This window comes from Enterobacter cloacae complex sp. IR5458, from assembly GCF_049238025.1.
Classification (GTDB): domain Bacteria; phylum Pseudomonadota; class Gammaproteobacteria; order Enterobacterales; family Enterobacteriaceae; genus Enterobacter; species Enterobacter kobei.
This window is the reverse complement of sequence record NZ_JBMKIF010000018.1, coordinates 35,417-56,576: the sequence shown is the minus strand read 5'-3', so window position 1 is coordinate 56,576 and position 21,160 is coordinate 35,417. Positions and strand designations below refer to the sequence as shown.

Genomic DNA, 21,160 nt, shown 5'->3' with positions numbered 1-21,160 from the left:
GCAAAGCGCTCCTATCGTTGTGAAATCAGGTCAGCCAGTCGCTTCTGGCTATTGCTGAGCGTAGCGCTGAGATCTTGTTTACCCACCGTGACGTTATGCACCATGGAACTGATAATGCCGGACCCGGTGACATCGCCCATGCGGGTAAAGTTCTTGTCGCCCACAGCGCCAAACACCTGCACATTTGGGAACTGAGCAATCAGCTCATAAGGCAGTTGCCCAAACGCTTTAATGACCTCGTTGTTTTTCCAGGTATCCGTACCTACCACCAGCTTGTTCACCGGCAGCGCCGCACCAGGCGACATCATGACCCAGTCGGTTGCGTTTTGAGCCTGCTCCATCCACGTCACAAACTTTTCAGCCGCCTGCGTTTCAACTTCAGATTGCCCCGTGGTGATCGTCAGCGATGTGATCATGCCGTAGACTGCAGAGGTCTTTTCGGTAGGGACTACGAAGCCAAGATTGGCAGGGTTTCCATCATGGAATACCGCAGGCAGGATGTAGGTGGAATAAACCGCCATCGGTGCGGAACCGTTCATGAAGGCATCTTTGATCTCCATGACGTCGTTCGAGCCCGGCATGGTGGTCGCGGCCAGCGCTTTATAAAAAGAGAGCGCTTTCGCCATCACAGGGGTATCGATTTCGACGTTCCCGTTGGCATCAAAAACGTTCGCGCCGCCGGAAAGTGCAAACTGGGAGAATGCCTGCTCGGTCATGACGCTTTCCGCGGTAGGCAGCGCAATGCCGTAATGTTTTTTGGCCGGGTCGTTTAGTTTCTCACTGGCCTTCAGCAGTTGTTCCCAGTTGTGAGGCTCCTCAATACCCGCAGCAGCCAGCACATCTTTGTGATACCAGACGCCGGACAGCCAGGCACTCATTGGCACGCCCGTCCAGGCGGTACCGTCTTCGGTACGGACTACGCGCAGGATCCCGTCATAGAAGGTGTTTTCGCCTACCGCTTTAATGGCTTCGCCAATCGCCTTGCGATCCAGCAGCTGTTCCTTATCCATGACTTTTGCGTAATCATGGCTGACTTCAATCACCTCAGGCAGCGCCCCGGTTCTCGCGAGCGTAATCACCTTGGTGTTGTAGGCGTCTTCTTCCACCGGCACCTGTTTCACCGTGATGCCAGGGTTCTCTTTTTCAAATTTCTCGATCAGTTTCGTAATAACCGCCTGACGCTCCTGCTCTACTGAAGAGTGCATAAACTCAATGGTCACAGCAGACGTTTTATCATCCTTACAGCCTGATAACAGGGCGCACGAAACCAGTGCTGATAACAGCACAATTTTGGGCATTTTCATTTAAGGGTCCTTTTTTAGTTTTCTTTAATCCACATAACCTGCCATGGATTGAGGGTCAGTTCCGTACCGTCAATAGCCTGTCCTGATAGCAATTCCACACCGGAAAGCACTTTCTCGTAAACGGTATGAACGTTATGACTAAAATTAAATAGCGCGGTAATTCTTTCACCATTATCAGCCACGCGAACAATTTTAAGAATCTGTTCATCAAGTGATTCAAACATTGCCTGAGCATCAGGATGAAAAGCGCGTTCCCCACGACGAATAGCAATAAACTCGCTTAAACGGGAATAGATTTTATGGCGAATACTTTGTTTATTATTGAGCTCAAGGTCAACCTGACCGGCGGTGTATTTCTTGCGGTTTATCGCGCGGTTATAGCCGAGGCGTTCAACGCCTTCATAATCGTTACGCGAGCCAAGAATGCTTTGAATATATACGGCAGGTACACCCGGGAAACTCAACAGTACAGCATGTGCCAGAATAAACCGCGCAATACGTTCATTATCCGGGCTGTCTTGCGAGCTTAATGCGTCCAGATAGGTCACATTGATTTCGTAAGGACTGCGCGTTCCGTCAGGATTATTTTTCCAGTTAACCAGCGCCCCTTCCTGCTGAAGTTTTTCAACCAGTGACAGTATTTCTGACTCCGGAAGAATGCCGCGTAACGGGTTCAGGCCGATACCGTCATGAGACGCCAGGAAGTTGAACCAGGTCGTTTTTGTTGAAGGCAGCGCCAGCGAACCCGCCCACTGGCAAAGTGCTTTTACATCCTGACGATGAACAGCATGCAGCACCAGCGGTGGCAAGGAGAACTGATAGACCATCTGGGCTTCATTTTCACCATCACCGAAGTACGAGATATTGTCTTTATGCGGGACGTTTGTCTCGGTAATGATCACCGTGCCGGGTGCCACAGCGTCGGTAATCGCACGGAAAAGCTGGATAAGGCAGTGTGTCTGCTCAAGATGGATGCAGCTGGTTCCTGGAATCTTCCACATAAACCCAACGGCGTCGAGGCGAATGTAACGCGCCCCTTCCGCCAGGTAATGGAGCAGTACGTCAACCATCGCAATCAGTACCTGAGGCGAGGCGAAGTTGAGATCGATCTGGTCATCACTGAACGTGGTCCAAAGATGACGCACGCTTCCATCATGCAGCTTAAATGGCGTCAGCAACGGTAGTGCGCGAGGGCGCGTCACGGCAGATAAATCAGTTTCAGGATCGACAGAAATAAAGAAATCGTCAAAGCCCGGCTTCTGCGCAAGATAATTAGCAAACCATTCACTTTTTGCTGACATATGGTTGCACACGAAGTCAAACATTAAGCTGGCAGACTGTTTTAATTCAGCAACTTCCTGCCAGCTTCCGGTTTCAGGCGCGACGCTGTGGTAATCAATAACGGAAAATCCGTCATCAGAGGACCACGGATAAAAAGGTAAAAGATGGACATGGGAAAACGTGCGGGCAAGCCATTCATTATAAAAGCGGGTAAACACCGGCAACGCTTTCTCCCCTTTCGCGGAGAACTGATCGGCGTAAGTAATCAGGACAACATCTTTTTCATCCCAGCCTGATTTGCGCTTTTCTGTAATATCAATAGCGGCTTGCTCAAGCTTTGATAATAACACGTCTAAATGTGCGTCAGAAAATGATTCACCGTAGATATGATTGATAAGTTTTTTAATTTTTGCGTTCACTTTATTTTCCATGGTAGCGGTCCCACGAAGGGCAATCTACTCCCATGAAAAATATCTGTCAACGAAGCGGGAGGCTGAAAAACGCAATTCCAAAGCGGCTCTGCTCAGTATTGTGAGCTGCCGCAAAGAAAGCACATTAAAGGGAGGGAAATGTTTGAGACGGCGCCAGCCCTTCTCTGGGAAAGTAGGGGCTGACGCGCGTGTGAATTAGCGAGATAAGTAACGGCGCGATAGCCGTTTTGCCACTTTTTGCAGCATTGGTTCGAGCGCTACGGCCAGCAACATTCTGACCGGCTTACGGGCAACAGATTTGATCGCCCAACCCGCCACACCTGCCGGGCCGTAACGTAATGCCGTCATCAGAACCAGCTTACCTGCGATTTTCAGGCCGGGTTTTACCTTATGACCGGCCTGTTGCCAGTTTTGCTTCATATAAATTCTCTCTTAAAGCTGACGAAAACGACTTCTCAGCGTAAAGGTATCCGACGTGACATAACGTTCCATTTCACGTAACCGCTTCTCCCCTGCGGCCAGTTGCTCGTCAACCGCGTTCAGAAGATCGTTACTGGTTGGCGCACTTTCTGCGGCCAGTTCTCCGTCGGGCATGGGATCAAGGACAAACGACAGTACGATGTATGCCACGAACGTGATAAACGCCAGACCGAAGAAAATAGACAGTACCGTCACCACACGAACCAGTTTTACTGGAACGTCAAGATAGTGTGCCAGCCCGGCACAAACGCCACGCACCATCCCCTGCTGTGGGATTCGCCACAACTTTTTGTTCAGATTCAATCCGGTCATTAACGATCCCTCCAGTTTGGATGTTCTGCATCCAGGATCGCTTCCAGCGCCTGAATGCGGTCACGCATCTTATTTGCCTGTTCGGTAAGCTGCGCAAGACGTTGCTGTTCACTCTGGGAAAGATCGCCTTGTGAAGAACGGTTGCTGTAGTGCAGCCATAGCCAAATCGGCAAAACAAACAGCACGAAAATCGTCAGGGGAATGGCCAGAAAAAGCGCGCTCATGTGTACTCCTTGTCTTAGGATGCATAGCGGCACGCTCAGGTGCCGCAACAGTATTATTGGTTATCTTGCTTCATTTTGGCTTTCAATGCCGCCAGCTGCTCGCTGATTTCATCGTCCGCTTTCAGGTCGGCAAACTGTTGATCCAGTGACTTTTGCTTCCCGATGCTGTGGCTTTCTGCTTCCGCTTCCATCTGATCGATGCGACGCTCGAAGGACTCAAATCGCGCCATGGCCTCATCCAGCTTGCCGCTGTCCAGCTGACGACGTACGTCGCGGGAAGAGCTTGCCGCCTGATGACGCAGCGACAGCGCCTGCTGACGTGCGCGGGTTTCGCTCAGTTTATTTTCGAGCTCACCAATCTCTTTTTTCATGCGGGTGAGCGTGTCATCCACCAGCGTCACTTCATGCTCAAGCGTCGCGACCATGTCCGTCAGCTTCTGTTTTTCAATCAGCGCCGCACGAGCCAGATCTTCTTTATCTTTACGCAGGGCGAGTTCCGCTTTTTCCTGCCATTCATTGAGCTGGGCGGTAGCCTGCTCAATCCGGCGCGTTAACTGTTTTTTCTCAGCAAGCGCGCGAGCAGAGGTAGAACGCACTTCAACCAGCGTGTCTTCCATCTCCTGAATCATCAGACGCACCAGCTTTTGCGGGTCTTCCGCCTTTTCCAGCAGTGAGTTGATGTTGGCGTTCACGATGTCGGCAAAACGAGAAAAAATACCCATAATAAAAATCCTCTTATTTCTGTGGTCGGGCAATGCCCTGCTGTTGAGATAATACAATTCCCGTGCCAGTTTTTTATCCTATTGATTTTGCTTGATGTGTTTGATTTATACGCAATGAAGAACTATGCTGACCTGGTGAATATCGCTAAGGAGTGGTTAATTTCATCATGGCTGGATACAAAGACAATTTACTCGGGGAAGCAAACAGCTTTCTGGAGGTGCTGGAACAGGTGTCCCGCCTTGCACCGCTCAACAAGCCGGTGCTGATTATCGGCGAGCGCGGCACGGGTAAGGAACTGATTGCCAACCGCCTGCACTATTTATCCGGACGCTGGGACGGCCCCTTTATCTCGTTAAACTGCGCGGCGCTAAATGAAAACCTGCTCGATACAGAGCTTTTCGGCCACGAAGCAGGCGCCTTTACCGGCGCCCAGAAGCGCCATCCGGGACGGTTTGAGCGCGCCGACGGCGGTACGCTGTTTCTTGATGAACTCGCCACCGCGCCCATGCTGGTGCAGGAAAAACTGCTGCGCGTCATTGAGTATGGCGAACTGGAGCGCGTCGGCGGTAGCCAGCCGCTGCAGGTTAACGTGCGTCTGGTGTGCGCCACCAACGCCAATCTGCCGGAGAGGGTCGCGGAGGAGAAATTCAGGGCCGATCTGCTTGACCGCCTGGCCTTTGACGTTGTTCAGCTTCCCCCCCTGCGCGAGCGAAGAAGTGACATTATGCTGCTCGCAGACCAGTTTGCGATTCAGATGTGCCGCGAGCTCGGCCTGCCTCTGTTCCCCGGCTTCAGCGATTATGCAAAGGAGACACTACTGGCCTATCACTGGCCGGGAAATATTCGCGAACTGAAAAACGTCGTGGAGCGCTCTGTCTACCGCCACGGCAGCAGCGAGGCGGAACTGGATAACATCATTATCGATCCTTTTCAGCGTCATGCGCCGCCGGTCACCGCCCCCTCATCGTCTGACCACGCCCCCGCCCTCCCTCTTGATTTACGTCAGTTCCAGCACGACCAGGAACAACAATTGCTGGAGCAAAGCCTGAAGACGGCGAAATATAACCAGAAACGGGCGGCTGAACTCCTGGGTCTGACCTACCATCAGTTACGGGCATTGCTCAAAAAGCATCAAATGCGCTGACAATATCGGCACTTACCCGCAGACATTTTTACGAAGCAGGCGTAAGTGCGATACACTTTGCAGATCGAACCTAAAAACCTTAAAAATTATGCGTCTGGTTTTATCGTCCTTTTTTGCACTCGGTCTGTTCAGCAGCATGGCTTTTGCCGCGCCGGGGCAGACTTCGCAGCCTGACATCCGTGACAGTGGCTTCGTCTATTGCGTGAGCGGCCAGGTGGATACCTTCAACCCGCAAAAAGCGGGCAGCGGCCTGATTGTCGATACGCTTGCCGCGCAATTGTATGACCGTCTGCTTGATGTCGACCCGTACACCTACCGTCTGGTCCCTGAGCTTGCGGAAAGCTGGGAAGTGCTGGACAACGGTGCAACCTACCGCTTCCACCTGCGCAATGATGTCGCGTTTCAGCGCACGCCGTGGTTTACCCCCACGCGCAAGCTGAATGCGGACGATGTGGTCTTTACCTTCCAGCGGATCTTTAATCGCAATCATCCGTGGCATAACGTCAATGGAGATCATTTCCCTTACTTCGACAGTCTGCAGTTTGCCGACACGGTTAAGAGCGTGCGTAAGCTGGATAACCGAACGGTTGAATTTACGCTAACGCGCCCGGATGCCTCCTTCCTCTGGCATCTGGCGACCCACTATGCGTCCGTCATGTCTGCTGAATATGCGTCGCAGCTTGCGAAAAAAGATCGCCAGGAGTTGCTCGATCGCCAGCCGGTGGGCACCGGTCCGTTCCAGCTGGCGGAATACCGTGCGGGGCAATATATCCGCCTGCAGCGTCATGAACATTTCTGGCGCGGCACGCCGCTGATGCCGCAGGTGGTGGTTGACCTCGGCTCCGGCGGAACGGGACGTCTCTCAAAACTGCTCACCGGGGAATGTGACGTGCTCGCCTGGCCTGCCGCCAGCCAGCTCACTATTTTGCGTGACGATCCGCGTCTGCGTCTGACGCTACGCCCGGGAATGAACATCGCTTATCTGGCCTTTAACACGGATAAGCCGCCGTTGAACAACCCTGCCGTCCGTCATGCCCTGGCGCTGGCGATTAACAACCAGCGTCTGATGCAGTCGATCTACTACGGCACGGCGGAAACCGCGGCCTCTATTTTACCGCGCGCCTCGTGGGCCTACGACGGTGAAGCTAAAATTACGGAATACAATCCGGCAAAAGCACGCGAACAACTGAAAGCGCTGGGCGCGGAAAACCTCACCCTCCAGCTTTGGGTGCCGACCAGTTCCCAGGCGTGGAACCCGAGCCCGCTGAAAACGGCCGAACTGTTACAGGCAGATATGGCACAGGTGGGCGTCAAGGTGATCATCGTGCCGGTTGAAGGCCGTTTCCAGGAGGCGCGCCTGATGGACATGAATCACGATCTCACGCTGACCGGCTGGGCTACCGACAGTAACGACCCGGACAGTTTTTTCCGGCCGCTGCTGAGCTGTGCGGCGATCAACTCGCAGACCAACTACGCTCACTGGTGTAACCGGGAGTTTGACGCCGTGCTGCAAAAAGCGCTCTCTTCCCAACAGTTGGCCTCACGCATCGATGCTTATGATGAAGCGCAGAAAATCCTCGCCGAGGAGTTGCCCGTGCTGCCGCTGGCCTCTTCCCTGCGTCTACAGGCCTATCGCTATGATATTAAAGGTCTGGTGCTGAGTCCGTTCGGCAATGCCTCGTTCGCGGGCGTCTCGCGCGAAAAAGAACAAGAGGTGAAAAAACCATGATTATTTTTACCTTGCGCCGACTCCTGCTGCTGCTGGTGACGCTCTTTCTACTGACCTTTGTCGGTTTCAGCCTGAGCTATTTTACGCCGCACGCCCCGCTTCAGGGCTCATCGTTGTGGGATGCCTGGCTGTTCTGGTTTAACGGTCTACTGCACTGGGATTTCGGGGTGTCCAGCATCAACGGGCAGCTTATCTCCGACCAGTTGAAAGAGGTTTTTCCGGCCACGATGGAGCTGTGCATTCTGGCCTTCGGTTTTGCCCTGATGGTGGGGATCCCCGTGGGTATGCTGGCCGGGATCTATCGCAACAAATGGCAGGATAAGTTCATCAGCGCCCTCGCCCTGTTAGGCTTCTCCATCCCGGTATTCTGGCTGGCGCTGCTGTTAACGCTCTTCTTCTCGCTGACGATGGGCTGGCTACCGGTCTCGGGGCGTTTCGACCTGCTCTACACGGTGAAAACGGTGACGGGTTTTGCCATTATTGACGCCTGGCTGTCCGATTCAGTGTGGCGTCATGAGATGATCGTCAGCGCCGTGCGCCATATGGTGTTGCCGGTACTGACGCTGGCCGTCGCCCCGACCACGGAAGTAATTCGCCTGATGCGCCTGAGCACCATCGAGGTGTTTGACCAGAACTATGTCAAAGCCGCCGCCACGCGGGGTTTGTCACGCCTGACCATCCTGCGCCGCAACGTTCTCCATAACGCGCTACCGCCGGTGATTCCGCGTCTGGGGCTGCAGTTCTCCACCATGCTCACTCTGGCGATGATCACCGAGATGGTCTTTAGCTGGCCAGGACTGGGACGATGGATGATCAACGCTATTCGCCAGCAGGACTACGCCGCTATTTCAGCGGGTGTGATGGTGATTGGTTCGCTGGTGATTATTGTTAACGTGTTGTCCGATATTTTGGGTGCGATGGCTAACCCGTTGAAGCATAAGGAATGGTATGCCTTACGATAACGTATACAGTGAAAAGCGCACACCCGGTGCGCTGCGTACCGTGTGGCGTAAGTTCTATGGTGACACCACGGCGATGATCGGCCTTTATGGCTGCGCCGGGCTGGTATTACTCTGCCTCTTTGGCTCGTGGTTTGCCCCGTATGGCATTGACCAGCAGTTCCTCGGCTATCAGCTTCTGCCGCCTTCCTGGTCACGCTACGGCGAAGTCTCTTTCTTCCTCGGCACTGACGACCTCGGACGTGACGTATTGAGCCGCCTGTTAAGCGGCGCTGCTCCGACGGTGGGTGGTGCATTTGTGGTCACGCTTGCGGCGACAGTCTGTGGACTGGCGCTCGGTATTTTTGCGGGATCCACGCATGGCCTGCGTTCGGCGGTACTGAACCACATTCTGGACACCCTGCTGTCGATTCCGTCTCTGCTGCTGGCGATCATTGTGGTTGCTTTTGCCGGACCGCATTTGTCGCATGCGATGTTTGCCGTCTGGCTGGCAATCCTGCCCCGCATCGTGCGCTCGGTTTACAGCATGGTGCATGACGAGCTGGAAAAAGAGTATGTCGTCGCCGCCCGTCTGGACGGCGCGACCACCTTCAACATCCTGTGGTTTGCCGTTCTGCCGAATATCGCCGCCGGGCTGGTCACCGAGATCACCCGTGCGCTGTCGATGGCGATTCTCGATATTGCTGCGCTCGGCTTCCTCGACCTTGGCGCCCAGTTGCCGTCACCTGAATGGGGCGCAATGCTCGGTGACGCGCTGGAGTTAATCTACGTGGCGCCGTGGACAGTCATGCTGCCGGGGGCGGCGATTATGGTGAGCGTGTTGCTGATCAACCTGCTGGGCGACGGTATTCGCCGTGCAATTAACGCGGGGGTGCAATAATGCCACTTCTTGATATCCGCAACCTCACCATCGAATTCAAAACCGGTGAAGGCTGGGTTAAGGCCGTCGACCGCATCAGTATCACGCTTGCTGAGGGTGAAATTCGCGGGCTGGTGGGTGAATCTGGCTCAGGGAAAAGCCTGATCGCCAAAGCTATCTGCGGCGTGGCGAAAGACAACTGGCGCGTGACCGCCGACCGTATGCGCTTCGACGACATTGACCTGCTGCGCCTCTCCCCGCGCGAGCGGCGTAAGCTGGTTGGCCACAACGTCTCGATGATCTTCCAGGAGCCGCAATCCTGTCTCGATCCGTCCGAGCGCGTGGGTAAACAGCTCATGCAGAACATCCCCGGCTGGACCTATAAAGGCCGCTGGTGGCAGCGTTTCGGCTGGCGTAAACGTCGCGCCATCGAACTGTTGCACCGCGTCGGGATCAAAGATCATAAAGACGCGATGCGCAGCTTCCCGTATGAGCTTACCGACGGTGAATGTCAGAAGGTGATGATTGCTATCGCGCTGGCTAATCAGCCGCGCTTGTTGATTGCGGATGAACCCACCAACGCGATGGAGCCGACCACGCAGGCGCAAATTTTCCGCCTGCTGTCACGTCTGAACCAGAACAACAACACCACCATTTTGCTGATCAGCCATGACCTGCAGATGTTAAGCAAATGGGCGGACAAAATTGATGTGATGTACTGCGGGCAAACGGTCGAAACCGCCCCCAGCGAAGACCTGATCAACGCCCCGCATCATCCGTATACGCAGGCGCTTATCCGGGCTATTCCTGATTTTGGCAGCGCCATGCCGCACAAGAGCCGCCTGAATACCTTGCCAGGGGCGATTCCGCTGCTGGAATCCTTGCCGATAGGCTGCCGTCTTGGGCCTCGTTGCCCGTATGCTCAGCGTAAATGTATTGAGACACCACGCCTGACCGGCGCCAAAAATCATCTTTACGCCTGTCATTTCCCGCTGAACATGGAGAGAGAGTGAAATGGTCGAAACCTTACTGGAAGTCCGCAACCTGAGTAAGACCTTTCGCTATCGTACGGGGCTGTTTCATCGTCAGACTGTCGAGGCGGTAAAGCCGCTAAGTTTTACCCTGCGTGAAAAACAGACGCTGGCGATTATTGGCGAAAACGGCTCCGGGAAATCGACGCTGGCGAAGATGCTTGCCGGCATGGTAGAGCCTACCGCTGGAGAAGTGTTGATTGACGATCATCCTCTGGCGTTTGGGGATTACTCTTTCCGCAGCCAGCGTATCCGCATGATCTTCCAGGATCCGTCAACCTCGCTCAATCCTCGCCAGCGTATTTCGCAGATTCTGGATTTTCCTCTGCGTTTGAACACCGAGCTGGAGCCCGAGGCGCGACGAAAGCGCGTCTTTGAAACCCTGCGCATGGTGGGACTGTTACCGGATCACGAAAGCTACTATCCGCATATGCTGGCCCCCGGCCAGAAACAGCGCCTGGGTCTGGCGCGCGCATTGATTTTGCGCCCGAAGGTAATCATTGCCGACGAAGCGCTTGCCTCGCTGGATATGTCGATGCGTTCGCAACTGATTAACCTGATGCTGGAGTTGCAGGAAAAACAAGGTATCTCCTATATCTACGTTACCCAACATCTCGGAATGATGAAGCACATCAGCGACCAGGTGATGGTGATGCACCAGGGGGAAGTTGTCGAACGTGGCAGCACAGCGGATGTCATGGCCTCTCCGCTTCATGAGCTGACGAAACGACTGATTGCCGGTCATTTCGGTGAAGCGCTGACCGCCGATGCGTGGAGAAAGGACCGCTAAGCACAACGGTAACCCCCCCCCCGCTAAATCAAGGATTAAATAACCTGCGTACGTTATTTAATCCTTTTAATTTTCGTCTCCATCCTTGCTCCATATTTTACGCAATATCCATCAACAGTTCTTCTCCAGAATATCAGGACATTACGGAGGAGAAAAAATGATCACCGCCACTTATGTTCTAAAATACACAGAGTATCTCATCAGAAAATGTCGTTCATTTTTAATGACGGACCTGCACTTCCATACTGTGAGGCTCAAGAGAACAACCGGGAAAACCCCTGACATTAAATCACCCTCGACGTTGAGTGAAAAAATATGCCATCGTCTGGTCTATGACCATAATAACGTCTATACAATGCTTGCCGATAAACTCGCCGTTCGGGAATACGTTTCTACCAGAACTACGCGCGTGAAAACGGTGCCATTACTTGGTGTTTATACCAGGGCGTCGCAAATTGATTTTTCAGTACTTCCTGACAAATTCGTCCTTAAGTGCAACCATGACAGTGGTAGCACAATAATATGTACCGACAAAGCGCTCTTTAATGACAGGGAAGCCTGTAAAAAACTGAGCCTCGCGTTAAAGAAAAATCTGTACTACACCACGCGCGAATGGCAGTACAAAAACATTACGCCGAGTATACTTTGCGAGCCATTTGTCGATCTCTTCGACGATGCTGACAGGAATACAACGCCCGAAATGTTGAGGATCCATTGCTTTCATGGCGTTGCCCACTATGTTGAAGCGGATTTTACGGATGATAACGGGAAAGGGTTTATCAACGTTTATGACAGGCACTGGAACTTACAACCTTTCCAGATGGAATATCCGAATACTTCAGCAGATCCTGGCGAACCGCTTTTATTCCGAGAAGCATTGTTGGCCTCCCAGGAGCTGGCGCAGGGAATTGATTACTGCCGCGTTGATCTTATGCTAAAAAAAGATGAAATCTATTTCAGTGAAATAACCCTAAGCCCGAGACGCGGTAAACTGACGATTACCCCACAGGAATGGGATGCTAAGCTAGGACAAATATGGCATTTATCGCCAGCAAGCACATTTAATCTGCCGCTGAAACTCACGGGTCGGGCCAGGTGAGTTTAAATATTGAGTGGTTTTGCTTTGATAAGGTATAAGTGACATCGCCACCATGGGCCAGCATGATGGCTTTTACCACCGATAAGCCTAAACCACACCCTTCGGGATTCAATGCCCTGGCGCCATTATCCCGCTGAAAAGGCTGAAATAAAAAATCGTGGAAGGCCTCAGGGATGCCCGGTCCGCCATCCTGAATAAGAATATAATTGCCTTTATCAGACACGCCATTTTTGACAATGAGCGTCCGCGAGGTTGAATAGTGTAATGCGTTGTCAAAAAGCACGGCCAGACACTGGTTGATACGCAACGGATCGAACACACAACGCTGCTCCCTCAACGCTGTCTTTATCGTAAACTGATTACGTTTAAATTCGGGCATGAACGTATCAAGCGCGTCCTGTATTGTCCCGTTGAGATCCGTTCTGGATTTAGACAACGTATAACCCGCCCCACCGTCAGAGCTGACAACCCGTAGATCTTCAATAAGGCGGGTTAACCCTTCGGTCTGCCTGAGAAGATTATTAAAAAGCACCGGATCCGGTTCAAAAACGCCGTCTACCAGACCCTGAAGCCGCCCGCGTAAAATCGTGACCGGGGTTCTGAGTTCATGGGCAATGGCGGCATTCCAGGATTTACGCTGCATATCCAGCGTCTGCAGTTTTTCCGCCATTTCATTGAAATCCATGACCAGGTGATTGATCTCTCCCAGCCTGGAACTGGCACAATAAGCCCGGGCATCCAGTTGGCCCTGCGAAATTTTTTTCAGGCTGGACGCGACCGCGTTTAGCGGGGTGAGTATCCGCGAGGAAAGTTTGATCGTTAAAAAAACCGCGAATATCAGACTGATTGTTGTTGCTGTCCCGATCCACACCCAGTCCCACAGGGTCATCTGCTCGTCTTCCCCCGCCGCAGCGCCGCCGGGGAGGTGATCCAGAATAAAGGAGTAAAAAAACCAGGAGCCCAGTATGGAAATGGCAATGATCGTAAACGTCAGCAACATCATGTACGTTAAGATCTGACGACTCAGGACAGACTCTCTGTTCATTTTTTCTCCCCAAGCCGGTAACCCATACCCCTGATGCTCTCAGGGACGCCGTAAAGCCCCGCGAGCTCAAGTTTTTTACGCAGCTTGCTCATATGGCTATCTACTGTTCTGTCGAGGGTATCACCTTCCGGAAGACATGCGTTGAGTAACTCTTCGCGGGAGCAGACCTTTCGCGGATATCTGACCAGATACGTAAGAAGCTTAAATTCCGTCGTCGTTAACACCGGGGAGATCACTTCAGGTCCTACGGTAACCTCAACGTAGAAATCATCCGGATAGACCGTAATAAAAGGCGTCCTGAGAGGCGCGGCCCCCGCCTGCTGAATAGCGGGTTTGGTTCTACGCAGCACGGCTTCAACCCGCGCGACAACTTCAGAAGGGTTAAAAGGCTTGATAACGTAATCATCTGCGCCAAGCCTCAGCCCCATGAGTTTATCTACGTCCTGATCGAGGGCAGAAACCATAATGACGGGCACGGAACTTTCCTGACGAAGCGTCGTGAGGACGCTCCAGCCGTCGCATACGGGCAGATGAATGTCCAGCAAGATGAGATCCGGTTTATGAAGGCGATTAAGCGCTATCGCCTGCTCGCCCTGTCTGGCCCTCAGCGTTTTCATCCCTGAACGCTCTAAGTAACTCATCAGTATTTCAGCAATGTCGTCTTCATCTTCAACAACAAGGATTAGAGTATTTTTGTTCATTTTATCTCCGCGGGTGAAATCCCTTTGAGCACGCTATCAGATATCTTTAGCACAATAAGACACAGCCTCCGGGAAAAAGTGCCGTAGCCATGAAAATTTCCAGCACTAATTTAAATGTCCGGCCATGCCTCCACACAGCCTACACATTCAGTCAATAAAGACTCGACAATGCCTGGCCAGAATAGCTATTCGGGCAGAACCCTTCTTTCATAGAACGGTGAGAATTAACCCTGTCGCTTTAAGGCTTTATGAATCTGGCTGAGATAATGAACATGGAATTTTCGAAATATTTCTCTACTAAGAAAATCGGTATATATACGCTGTTCCTGCTGCTGTCGTGGGGATTACTTTATACCTGGCTGGTGTTGATGCATAAAATGGATGAAAAAGTTGCCGCGACGCTGCCCTCCTCTCCCATTATTTATGGTTGCATCGCTTTGTCGGTTGTCTCTTTGATAATACAAAACAAAGCAGGTGCATTCACTGAATTACTTGTCATCGCCTTCTGGCTAATGGTGATTTTTATATATCTCATAATTACGTTCACTGTGCTGCTGAACGCTACGCCAGATTTCGACGATTTGGTGTTTTACTACGAGTGTTATTTAATTCTTTTTTTCTGCGGTTCGCCGTTGTACCTCATTATGAGAATGATTTGAACAACCGCACGGTTGCGCTCCACACTCTCTCCATAAAACTGCCATTTCCGCTAAACAGGCGAGTTGTAGACTTCCTGCCAACCCTTATTGCTCAAAATACACTCACTTAAAGAGTCTGAAACCTGTTACCCAGAATGAATAACCTTAATAACAATCGTCGTTCTCCAGATACAGCTGGCGTTATGTACTCGCTTAAAGAGCTCGCGGTACGTCACCGGAAAAAACTGGTTGTGACTTTTTTCCTTGTCGTGGCTGAAAACGTGATGTTTTTACTGTATCCCGTTCTGGCAGGCATCGCGATTAATGCCATTCTTGCGGGTAAGACACTTAACGCCGCACTGTACGGACTGATGGTGCTCTGTATGTGGATCATAGGTGCGACAAGACGGAGTGTTGATACACGAACGTTTGCTCGTATTTATGCCGGGCTTGCGGTCTCCGTTGTGCTTTCACAGCGGAAATACCAGCTTAACCATTCGGCTATCGCCGCCAGGGTCACACTCTCGCGCGAGTATGTGGATTTCTTTGAAATGCACTTGCCCCTGCTTATTACCTCGCTGAGTTCTCTCTTTGGTGCGGCAATCATGCTGTTATTTATCGAATTCTGGGCCGGCATCATGTGCTGTGCAATCGTCATCATTCTGATGGGATTTGTCTCGGAATATGCCCGTAAAAATGAATGGTTATTCATGCGCCTGAATAATCGTCTTGAGAAAGAAGTTGATTATGTTCATAAGGCAGGCACCGCCACCCTTCACCGACATTACGTCACGCTTGCACGTTTACGCATTGCGTTATCGGACCGGGAGGCGTGGGGCTATTTATGGGTGGGTATACTCGTTGCCCTGCTTTTTACGCTGACCATTATCTGGATGACGCAATCGGCTGGCATCACCGCCGGACATATTTATTCCGTGATGACATACATGTGGATGTTCGCGACAAGTCTCGATGACGCCCCGCAGCTTCTTGAGAAATTTTCTCAGCTCAGGGATATCGGTAAACGCGTATCAGCCGATGACGAAATTCACGTATCTGGACGTTAATTTAATGCCTCATTTTTTTATTGAACGCCCCGTATTCGCCTGGGTAGTGGCGCTTTTTATTGTCCTGACGGGTGTACTGTCTATACCCCGGTTGCCGGTTGCGCAGTATCCGGCGGTAGCACCGCCGGGGATCATTATTTCTGTCACTTATCCGGGGGCCAGCCCCGATATCATGAATACGTCCGTGGTGTCGCTCATCGAGCGTGAAATATCGGGCGTGGATAATTTGCTCTATTTCGAATCATCCAGCGACACAACCGGTTCTGCATCTATTACCGTGACCTTTAAGCCCGGCACAGACATTAAGCTGGCACAGATGGATCTTCAGAACCAGATCAAGATTGTAGAGCCACGTTTGCCGCAGGCGGTCAGGCAAAATGGCATCAACGTCGAGGCGGCCAATTCCGGATTTTTAATGATAGTGGGGTTGAAGTCCACAACCGGCAAGTTTGAAGAGGCGGATTTAAGCGATTATTTTGCCCGCAACGTCAGCGACGAACTACGCCGTGTGCCGGGAGTCGGAAAAGTCCAGCTGTTTGGTGGCGAAAAAGCGCTGCGCATCTGGCTGGATCCCATGCAGCTGCACAGTTACGGGCTTTCGGTGAGCGATGTTCTTACCGCTGTAGCTCAGCAAAATGCCCTTGTTTCGCCGGGGAAAACGGGAGACGAACCGGCAACTGCAGGACAAGGCGTAACCTATCCCATCACCGTGAAAGGGCAACTCACTTCTGTAGAGGCTTTCAGAAACATTACCCTTAAAGCAGATGCGTCTGGCGCAAGGCTGAAACTGTCCGACGTTGCGCGGATTGAGTCTGGCCTGCAAAGTTACGCTTTCGGTATCCGCGAAAATGGGGTGCCGGCAACGGCTGCGGCAATCCAGTTGTCGCCAGGCGCCAATGCGATGAGCACGGCGTCAGGCGTACGTGCACGTATCGACGAACTTTCTCAGGTGTTGCCGGAAGGAATGGCGTTTACAGTTCCCTTCGATACCGCACCGTTTGTAAAGCTGTCCATCATGAAGGTGGTGCAAACCTTTGTGGAAGCGATGGTCCTTGTCTTTCTCGTTATGCTTCTGTTTTTACATAAGATACGCTGTACGCTTATCCCCGCGATTGTGGCCCCCGTCGCGCTGCTGGGCACCTTCACAGTGATGCTATTGAGTGGATACTCGATCAATATTCTGACCATGTTCGGCATGGTGCTGGCGATAGGGATTATCGTGGATGACGCCATTGTGGTCGTGGAGAACGTTGAACGGCTGATGGAAGAAAAAAACCTTTCTCCGCGCGACGCTACCCGGGAGGCCATGGCCGAAATCACCCCGGCAATTATCGGGATCACGCTGGTACTTACCGCTGTCTTTATACCCATGGGTTTTGCTGATGGGTCCGTAGGCATTATTTATCGACAATTTTGTATTTCCATGGCGGTATCCATACTGTTGTCGGCATTTCTTGCCCTCACGCTGACTCCCGCGCTTTGTGCGACGTTGCTTAAGCCCCACAGCGCGCAAAAACACGGTGGCGGCAGGTTCGCGGTAGGCTTTAACGCCCGTTTTCATACCCTGACGACATGGTACGAATCCGGCCTGGGCGCGGTTCTGAAACGAACCGGCCGAATGCTGCTTCTGTATGTTGCGCTTTGTGCTGCGCTATTTTTAGGATTGTCTTCGCTGCCCTCATCCTTTCTGCCGGACGAAGATCAGGGCTATTTTATGTCCTCTATTCAGCTTCCCTCTGATGCCACAATGCAGCGCACCCTGAAAGTAGTAAAAACATTTGAACAGGAAATTGCGACCCGACCGGATATTGAAAGCAACATTATGATCCTGGGTTTTGGGTTTTCAGGATCAGGACCGAATTCGGCCATGGCGTTCACCACGCTGAAGGACTGGAAAGAAAGGCACGGCTCTACAGCCGAGGATGAAGCCGACCATATGCAGGCCAGTATGGCAAACGTCTCTGATGCCGTAACGATGAGCCTGCTCCCGCCTGCCATTTCGGATATGGGTACCTCGTCGGGCTTCACCTGGTACGTGCAGGACAGAGCGGGACTGGGCTACGAGGCGTTAAAGCAGGCGGCCGATGCGCTGGTGCTGAAAGCGAATCAACGTCCTGAACTGAGTGGCGTGTATATCGACGGCCTGCCGGAAGGCACTAGCCTGGCGCTTCAGATTGACCGGGAAAAAGCGGAAGCTCTGGGCGTCTCATTTGATGAAATCAACCAGACGCTCTCCGTCACCATGGGTTCAAACTACGTTAATGACTACACGAACAATGGGCGTGTTCAGCAGGTGATTATCCAGGCCGATGCGCCTTACCGAATGCAACCTGAGCAGATCCTGAAATTATCCGTTAAAAACCGCCAGGGGCAGAGGGTGCCAGTGTCAACGTTTGCGACGCTCTCCTGGAACGTTGCACCGCAACAACTAACGCGTTATCAGGGGTATTCTGCTATCCGCATTACCGGCAGTGCGGCCACAGGTGAATCCAGCGGTACCGCAATGAAAGTTATGGAGAATTTGTCCAGGGATTTACCTCAGGGCTTGGCGGGAGAATGGGCCGGGAGCTCATTGCAGGAAATAAAATCCCAGTCGCAGCTCCCGGGTCTGATCGTCCTGTCGATTCTGGTGGTGTTTATGGTGCTCGCTGCCCTGTATGAGAGCTGGTCAATACCTTTTGCCGTCATGCTGGTGGTGCCATTGGGACTGATCGGTGCAGTCATGGCCGTGTCTGTTGCCGGCATGACGAATGATGTTTTCTTCAAGGTCGGCCTTATCACCCTGATAGGCCTGTCTGCCAAGAACGCCATATTGATTGTGGAGTTTGCCAGACAATTGCATCGTGAAGGGAACCCTCTGGTGGCGGCAACGATACAGGCCGCAAGCCAGCGCCTGCGCCCTATTCTGATGACATCGTTAGCCTTTACGTTGGGAGTGGTTCCCTTAATGCTGGCCAGTGGCGCAAGTGACAGCACACAACACGCCATCGGCACCGGTGTCTTTGGCGGCATGATTAGCGGTACGCTTCTCGCGATCTTCTTCGTCCCGGTTTTCTTTATTGTCATCGCGCGTTTCATAGAAAGCGCCAGGAAAGGGTCACTATCGTGAGGGATCGCCCATCCACGCTGGTTGGATGAGGCGAAGCTGCTGCCGGGTGATATACTGGACGAATGCTGAAATTTTGAACCCACGCCTCACCTTCTGGGGCATTCGTCTTTGGCGATCGGCGAGAAATATCGTGACACAAGGGGCTGTGAGTGGGCTATAATTTCGAGCTAATTTCGAATGATTTTGAAATACTGCCTGTAACGCTATGAATTACAAGGCAAAATAAGCAATGAATATAAGGATTAAAGCTATGGGTTTTCTTTCCGGTAAGCGCATTCTGGTGACTGGCGTTGCCAGCAAACTGTCCATCGCATACGGCATCGCACAGGCAATGCATCGCGAAGGCGCTGAGCTGGCGTTCACCTACCAGAACGACAAGCTGAAAGGCCGTGTTGAAGAGTTTGCCGCGCAGCTGGGTTCCAGCATCGTTCTGGAATGTGACGTTGCACAAGATGAAAGCATCGATGGCATGTTTGCTGAGCTGGCAAAAGCATGGCCGAAATTCGACGGTTTCGTTCACTCCATCGGCTTCGCGCCTGGCGACCAGCTGGACGGTGACTATGTGAACGCGGTTACCCGTGATGGCTTTAAAATCGCTCACGACATCAGCTCCTACAGCTTCGTTGCGATGGCTAAATCTTGCCGCGCGATGCTGAACCCGGGCGCAGCGCTGTTGACCCTGTCCTACCTGGGCGCGGAACGTGCTATCCCTAACTACAACGTGATGGGTCTGGCTAAAGCGTCTCTGGAAGCCAACGTACGCTATATGGCGAACGCAATGGGTCCTGAAGGTGTGCGTGTTAACGCCATCTCCGCGGGTCCTATCCGTACCCTGGCGGCGTCCGGCATCAAAGATTTCCGTAAAATGCTGGCGCACTGCGAAGCGGTTACCCCGATTCGTCGTACTGTTACCATTGAAGATGTGGGTAACTCTGCTGCATTCCTGTGTTCTGACCTGTCCGCGGGTATCTCCGGTGAAGTGGTTCACGTTGACGGCGGCTTCAACATCGCTGCAATGAACGAGCTGGAAATTAAATAAGCTCAGACTCTCTTCCCGCACGGGAAGAGAGTTTTCCCCCGCACCATCCCCTCGTTATTCCGTTCTGCTATTTGTTATCACCTAACAATATTTTTCCCTTTATCTGCGTTACGCCAGGATATTGATCGCCATTTTGAGATCAAGGAACGCCCATGGAACAACGCCGTTTTTCCGGCAAAGGCCACTGGTATCACGAAACCCAGTCAAACCACGCGCAGTCGGATGCGCTGCCCCTGGTGCCCGAAGCCGCTAACGTTGACGATCGTTTTTTGCTCGATTTAGCCCTGCCCGATGAGATTGTCGCCGCCTGTACCGGCTGGCTTGCCCCTGCCAGAGCCTTATGCCATCAGCTGTTTCCCCTCTCACTTCCCGTCAATCGTCTGCGAACGCTCAGCGCCTATGACCGATTAAGTACCGCGTTGACGGTTGCGCAGGCCTGTGGCGTTCAGCGGCTATGCAACCATTACGCCGCCCTTCTTGCTCCGCTGCCGGGTCCTGACTCCTCCCGCGAAAGTAACCGGCGGCTGGCGCAAATCACGCAGTATGCCCGTCAGCTCGCCAGCTCACCGGATGTCATTGATGACAAGGCGCGAAACCAGCTTGATGAGGTGGGTCTCTCTACCTATGACATTGTGGTGATTAACCAGATCATCGGCTTTATCGGTTTTCAGGCGCGCGTGGTTGCGGTCTTTCAGGCTCTGCTTGGCCATCCCGTTCGCTGGTTGCCGGGCCATCATATTCAGCCGCACACCCTGCCAGCGTGCGCCGGTAGGTGGATAGCGCTTCTTCCCGTGGTCGAGCTTCGCTATGCGAGTGCGCAACAGCTTGAGTCCCTCTCCCGCTGGCAGGCAGAACCTGCGCTTGAGGCGCTGACACCCGTCCTGTGCCATGAACCGACCTTGCTCGACCTGACGGGAGAGATCCTGATAAACAGCCGGGAAGAGAGTGCGCTTTCCCCGCCGTCGCTTTTGGCAGCAGTCGACTTGCTGACACGCTCGCCGGACCGCTTCAGTGCCGCGCAGTTTACCCCACTCATGGAAGAAGGACTGACTGTTGCCCAGGCGATCAACCGCCTGTCTCAAAGCGCGTTTGAGGGCTGGCTTAATCGACTAAAAGTCGCGGCTGGCAAAGCGGAATAACCACACGCAATCCCCAAAGACCGCTTGCTGTAGAAGTGAGAATCGCGTAAAACTGT

Annotated in this window: 20 protein-coding genes; 12 read left to right on the top strand and 8 right to left on the bottom strand. The window is 52.7% G+C overall.

The genetic code is table 11. The features are described from left to right. Nucleotides 1-11: 11 nt before the first annotated feature. The 6 genes from ACOTYN_RS15450 to pspA all read right to left on the bottom strand — a co-directional run bounded on the left by ACOTYN_RS15450 (nt 12) and on the right by pspA (nt 4,754). On the bottom strand, nt 12-1,304 hold the full coding sequence (locus ACOTYN_RS15450) for an ABC transporter substrate-binding protein (RefSeq protein WP_200924263.1): 1,293 nt from the start codon (nt 1,302-1,304) through the stop codon (nt 12-14). A 14-nt stretch (nt 1,305-1,318) separates the two neighbouring features. After that, nucleotides 1,319-3,016 (bottom strand): sugar phosphorylase, encoded by a 1,698-nt coding sequence (locus ACOTYN_RS15445; protein ID WP_332958300.1) that lies wholly within the window; start codon nt 3,014-3,016, stop codon nt 1,319-1,321. A 195-nt stretch (nt 3,017-3,211) separates the two neighbouring features. Next, nucleotides 3,212-3,436: a phage shock protein PspD gene (gene pspD / locus ACOTYN_RS15440; protein WP_014884060.1), complete on the bottom strand. Its 225-nt coding sequence runs from the start codon at nt 3,434-3,436 to the stop codon at nt 3,212-3,214. Nucleotides 3,437-3,448: 12 nt separating this feature from the next. Next, a complete protein-coding gene (gene pspC, locus ACOTYN_RS15435; RefSeq protein ID WP_014884061.1) occupies nt 3,449-3,808 on the bottom strand; it encodes an envelope stress response membrane protein PspC in 360 nt (119 codons plus the stop codon). Beyond that, nucleotides 3,808-4,032 (bottom strand): envelope stress response membrane protein PspB, encoded by a 225-nt coding sequence (pspB, locus tag ACOTYN_RS15430; protein ID WP_014884062.1) that lies wholly within the window; start codon nt 4,030-4,032, stop codon nt 3,808-3,810. The genes pspC and pspB overlap by 1 nt, the downstream gene beginning before the upstream one ends. Nucleotides 4,033-4,085: 53 nt before the next feature. Continuing rightward, nucleotides 4,086-4,754, bottom strand: a complete 669-nt coding sequence (gene pspA, locus ACOTYN_RS15425; protein WP_023337367.1) for a phage shock protein PspA — start codon at nt 4,752-4,754, stop codon at nt 4,086-4,088. 167 nt (nt 4,755-4,921) lie between these two features. On the opposite strand from pspA, the gene pspF reads away from it, so the two are divergent. From pspF to ACOTYN_RS15390, 7 genes are all read left to right on the top strand, one after another. Beyond that, on the top strand, nt 4,922-5,899 hold the full coding sequence (gene pspF, locus ACOTYN_RS15420; RefSeq protein ID WP_023330538.1) for a phage shock protein operon transcriptional activator: 978 nt from the start codon (nt 4,922-4,924) through the stop codon (nt 5,897-5,899). 88 nt (nt 5,900-5,987) lie between these two features. Next, complete coding sequence (sapA, locus tag ACOTYN_RS15415; protein WP_014884065.1) at nt 5,988-7,628, top strand: ABC transporter substrate-binding protein SapA; 1,641 nt, start codon at nt 5,988-5,990, stop codon at nt 7,626-7,628. Further along, nucleotides 7,625-8,590 (top strand): putrescine export ABC transporter permease SapB, encoded by a 966-nt coding sequence (gene sapB, locus ACOTYN_RS15410; RefSeq protein WP_023337369.1) that lies wholly within the window; start codon nt 7,625-7,627, stop codon nt 8,588-8,590. The genes sapA and sapB overlap by 4 nt, the downstream gene beginning before the upstream one ends. After that, nucleotides 8,577-9,467 (top strand): putrescine export ABC transporter permease SapC, encoded by an 891-nt coding sequence (gene sapC / locus ACOTYN_RS15405; RefSeq protein WP_014884067.1) that lies wholly within the window; start codon nt 8,577-8,579, stop codon nt 9,465-9,467. The genes sapB and sapC overlap by 14 nt, the downstream gene beginning before the upstream one ends. Continuing rightward, nucleotides 9,467-10,459, top strand: a complete 993-nt coding sequence (sapD, locus tag ACOTYN_RS15400; RefSeq protein ID WP_014884068.1) for a putrescine export ABC transporter ATP-binding protein SapD — start codon at nt 9,467-9,469, stop codon at nt 10,457-10,459. Before sapC ends, sapD begins: the two co-directional genes overlap by 1 nt. A gap of 1 nt (nt 10,460) precedes the next feature. After that, nucleotides 10,461-11,267, top strand: a complete 807-nt coding sequence (gene sapF / locus ACOTYN_RS15395) for a putrescine export ABC transporter ATP-binding protein SapF (RefSeq protein ID WP_014884069.1) — start codon at nt 10,461-10,463, stop codon at nt 11,265-11,267. Nucleotides 11,268-11,424: 157 nt separating this feature from the next. Beyond that, on the top strand, nt 11,425-12,366 hold the full coding sequence (locus ACOTYN_RS15390) for an ATP-grasp fold amidoligase family protein (RefSeq protein ID WP_332958304.1): 942 nt from the start codon (nt 11,425-11,427) through the stop codon (nt 12,364-12,366). On the opposite strand, the gene ACOTYN_RS15385 is transcribed toward ACOTYN_RS15390, so the two are convergent. Together ACOTYN_RS15385 and ACOTYN_RS15380 are read right to left on the bottom strand one after the other, a co-directional pair. After that, nucleotides 12,347-13,411, bottom strand: a complete 1,065-nt coding sequence (locus ACOTYN_RS15385; RefSeq protein ID WP_023330540.1) for an ATP-binding protein — start codon at nt 13,409-13,411, stop codon at nt 12,347-12,349. The genes ACOTYN_RS15390 and ACOTYN_RS15385 overlap by 20 nt on opposite strands. Beyond that, nucleotides 13,408-14,112: a response regulator gene (locus tag ACOTYN_RS15380; protein WP_014884072.1), complete on the bottom strand. Its 705-nt coding sequence runs from the start codon at nt 14,110-14,112 to the stop codon at nt 13,408-13,410. Before ACOTYN_RS15380 ends, ACOTYN_RS15385 begins: the two co-directional genes overlap by 4 nt. A gap of 266 nt (nt 14,113-14,378) precedes the next feature. Here ACOTYN_RS15380 and ACOTYN_RS15375 point away from each other — a divergent pair, with 266 nt between their 5' ends. The 5 genes from ACOTYN_RS15375 (at nt 14,379) to ACOTYN_RS15355 (ending at nt 21,104) form a co-directional block, all read left to right on the top strand. Next, on the top strand, nt 14,379-14,771 hold the full coding sequence (locus ACOTYN_RS15375; protein WP_100124566.1) for a transporter: 393 nt from the start codon (nt 14,379-14,381) through the stop codon (nt 14,769-14,771). 134 nt (nt 14,772-14,905) lie between these two features. Beyond that, nucleotides 14,906-15,817, top strand: a complete 912-nt coding sequence (locus tag ACOTYN_RS15370; protein ID WP_332958306.1) for an ABC transporter six-transmembrane domain-containing protein — start codon at nt 14,906-14,908, stop codon at nt 15,815-15,817. A 4-nt stretch (nt 15,818-15,821) separates the two neighbouring features. Beyond that, complete coding sequence (locus tag ACOTYN_RS15365) at nt 15,822-18,926, top strand: multidrug efflux RND transporter permease subunit (protein WP_332958309.1); 3,105 nt, start codon at nt 15,822-15,824, stop codon at nt 18,924-18,926. Between the two features lie 250 nt (nt 18,927-19,176). Beyond that, the gene (gene fabI, locus ACOTYN_RS15360; protein ID WP_003856831.1) at nt 19,177-19,965 is read left to right on the top strand and encodes an enoyl-ACP reductase FabI; all 789 of its coding nucleotides are present in this window, start codon (nt 19,177-19,179) and stop codon (nt 19,963-19,965) included. A gap of 152 nt (nt 19,966-20,117) precedes the next feature. Further along, nucleotides 20,118-21,104: a CMD domain-containing protein gene (locus tag ACOTYN_RS15355; protein ID WP_196347726.1), complete on the top strand. Its 987-nt coding sequence runs from the start codon at nt 20,118-20,120 to the stop codon at nt 21,102-21,104. Nucleotides 21,105-21,160: the final 56 nt, after the last annotated feature.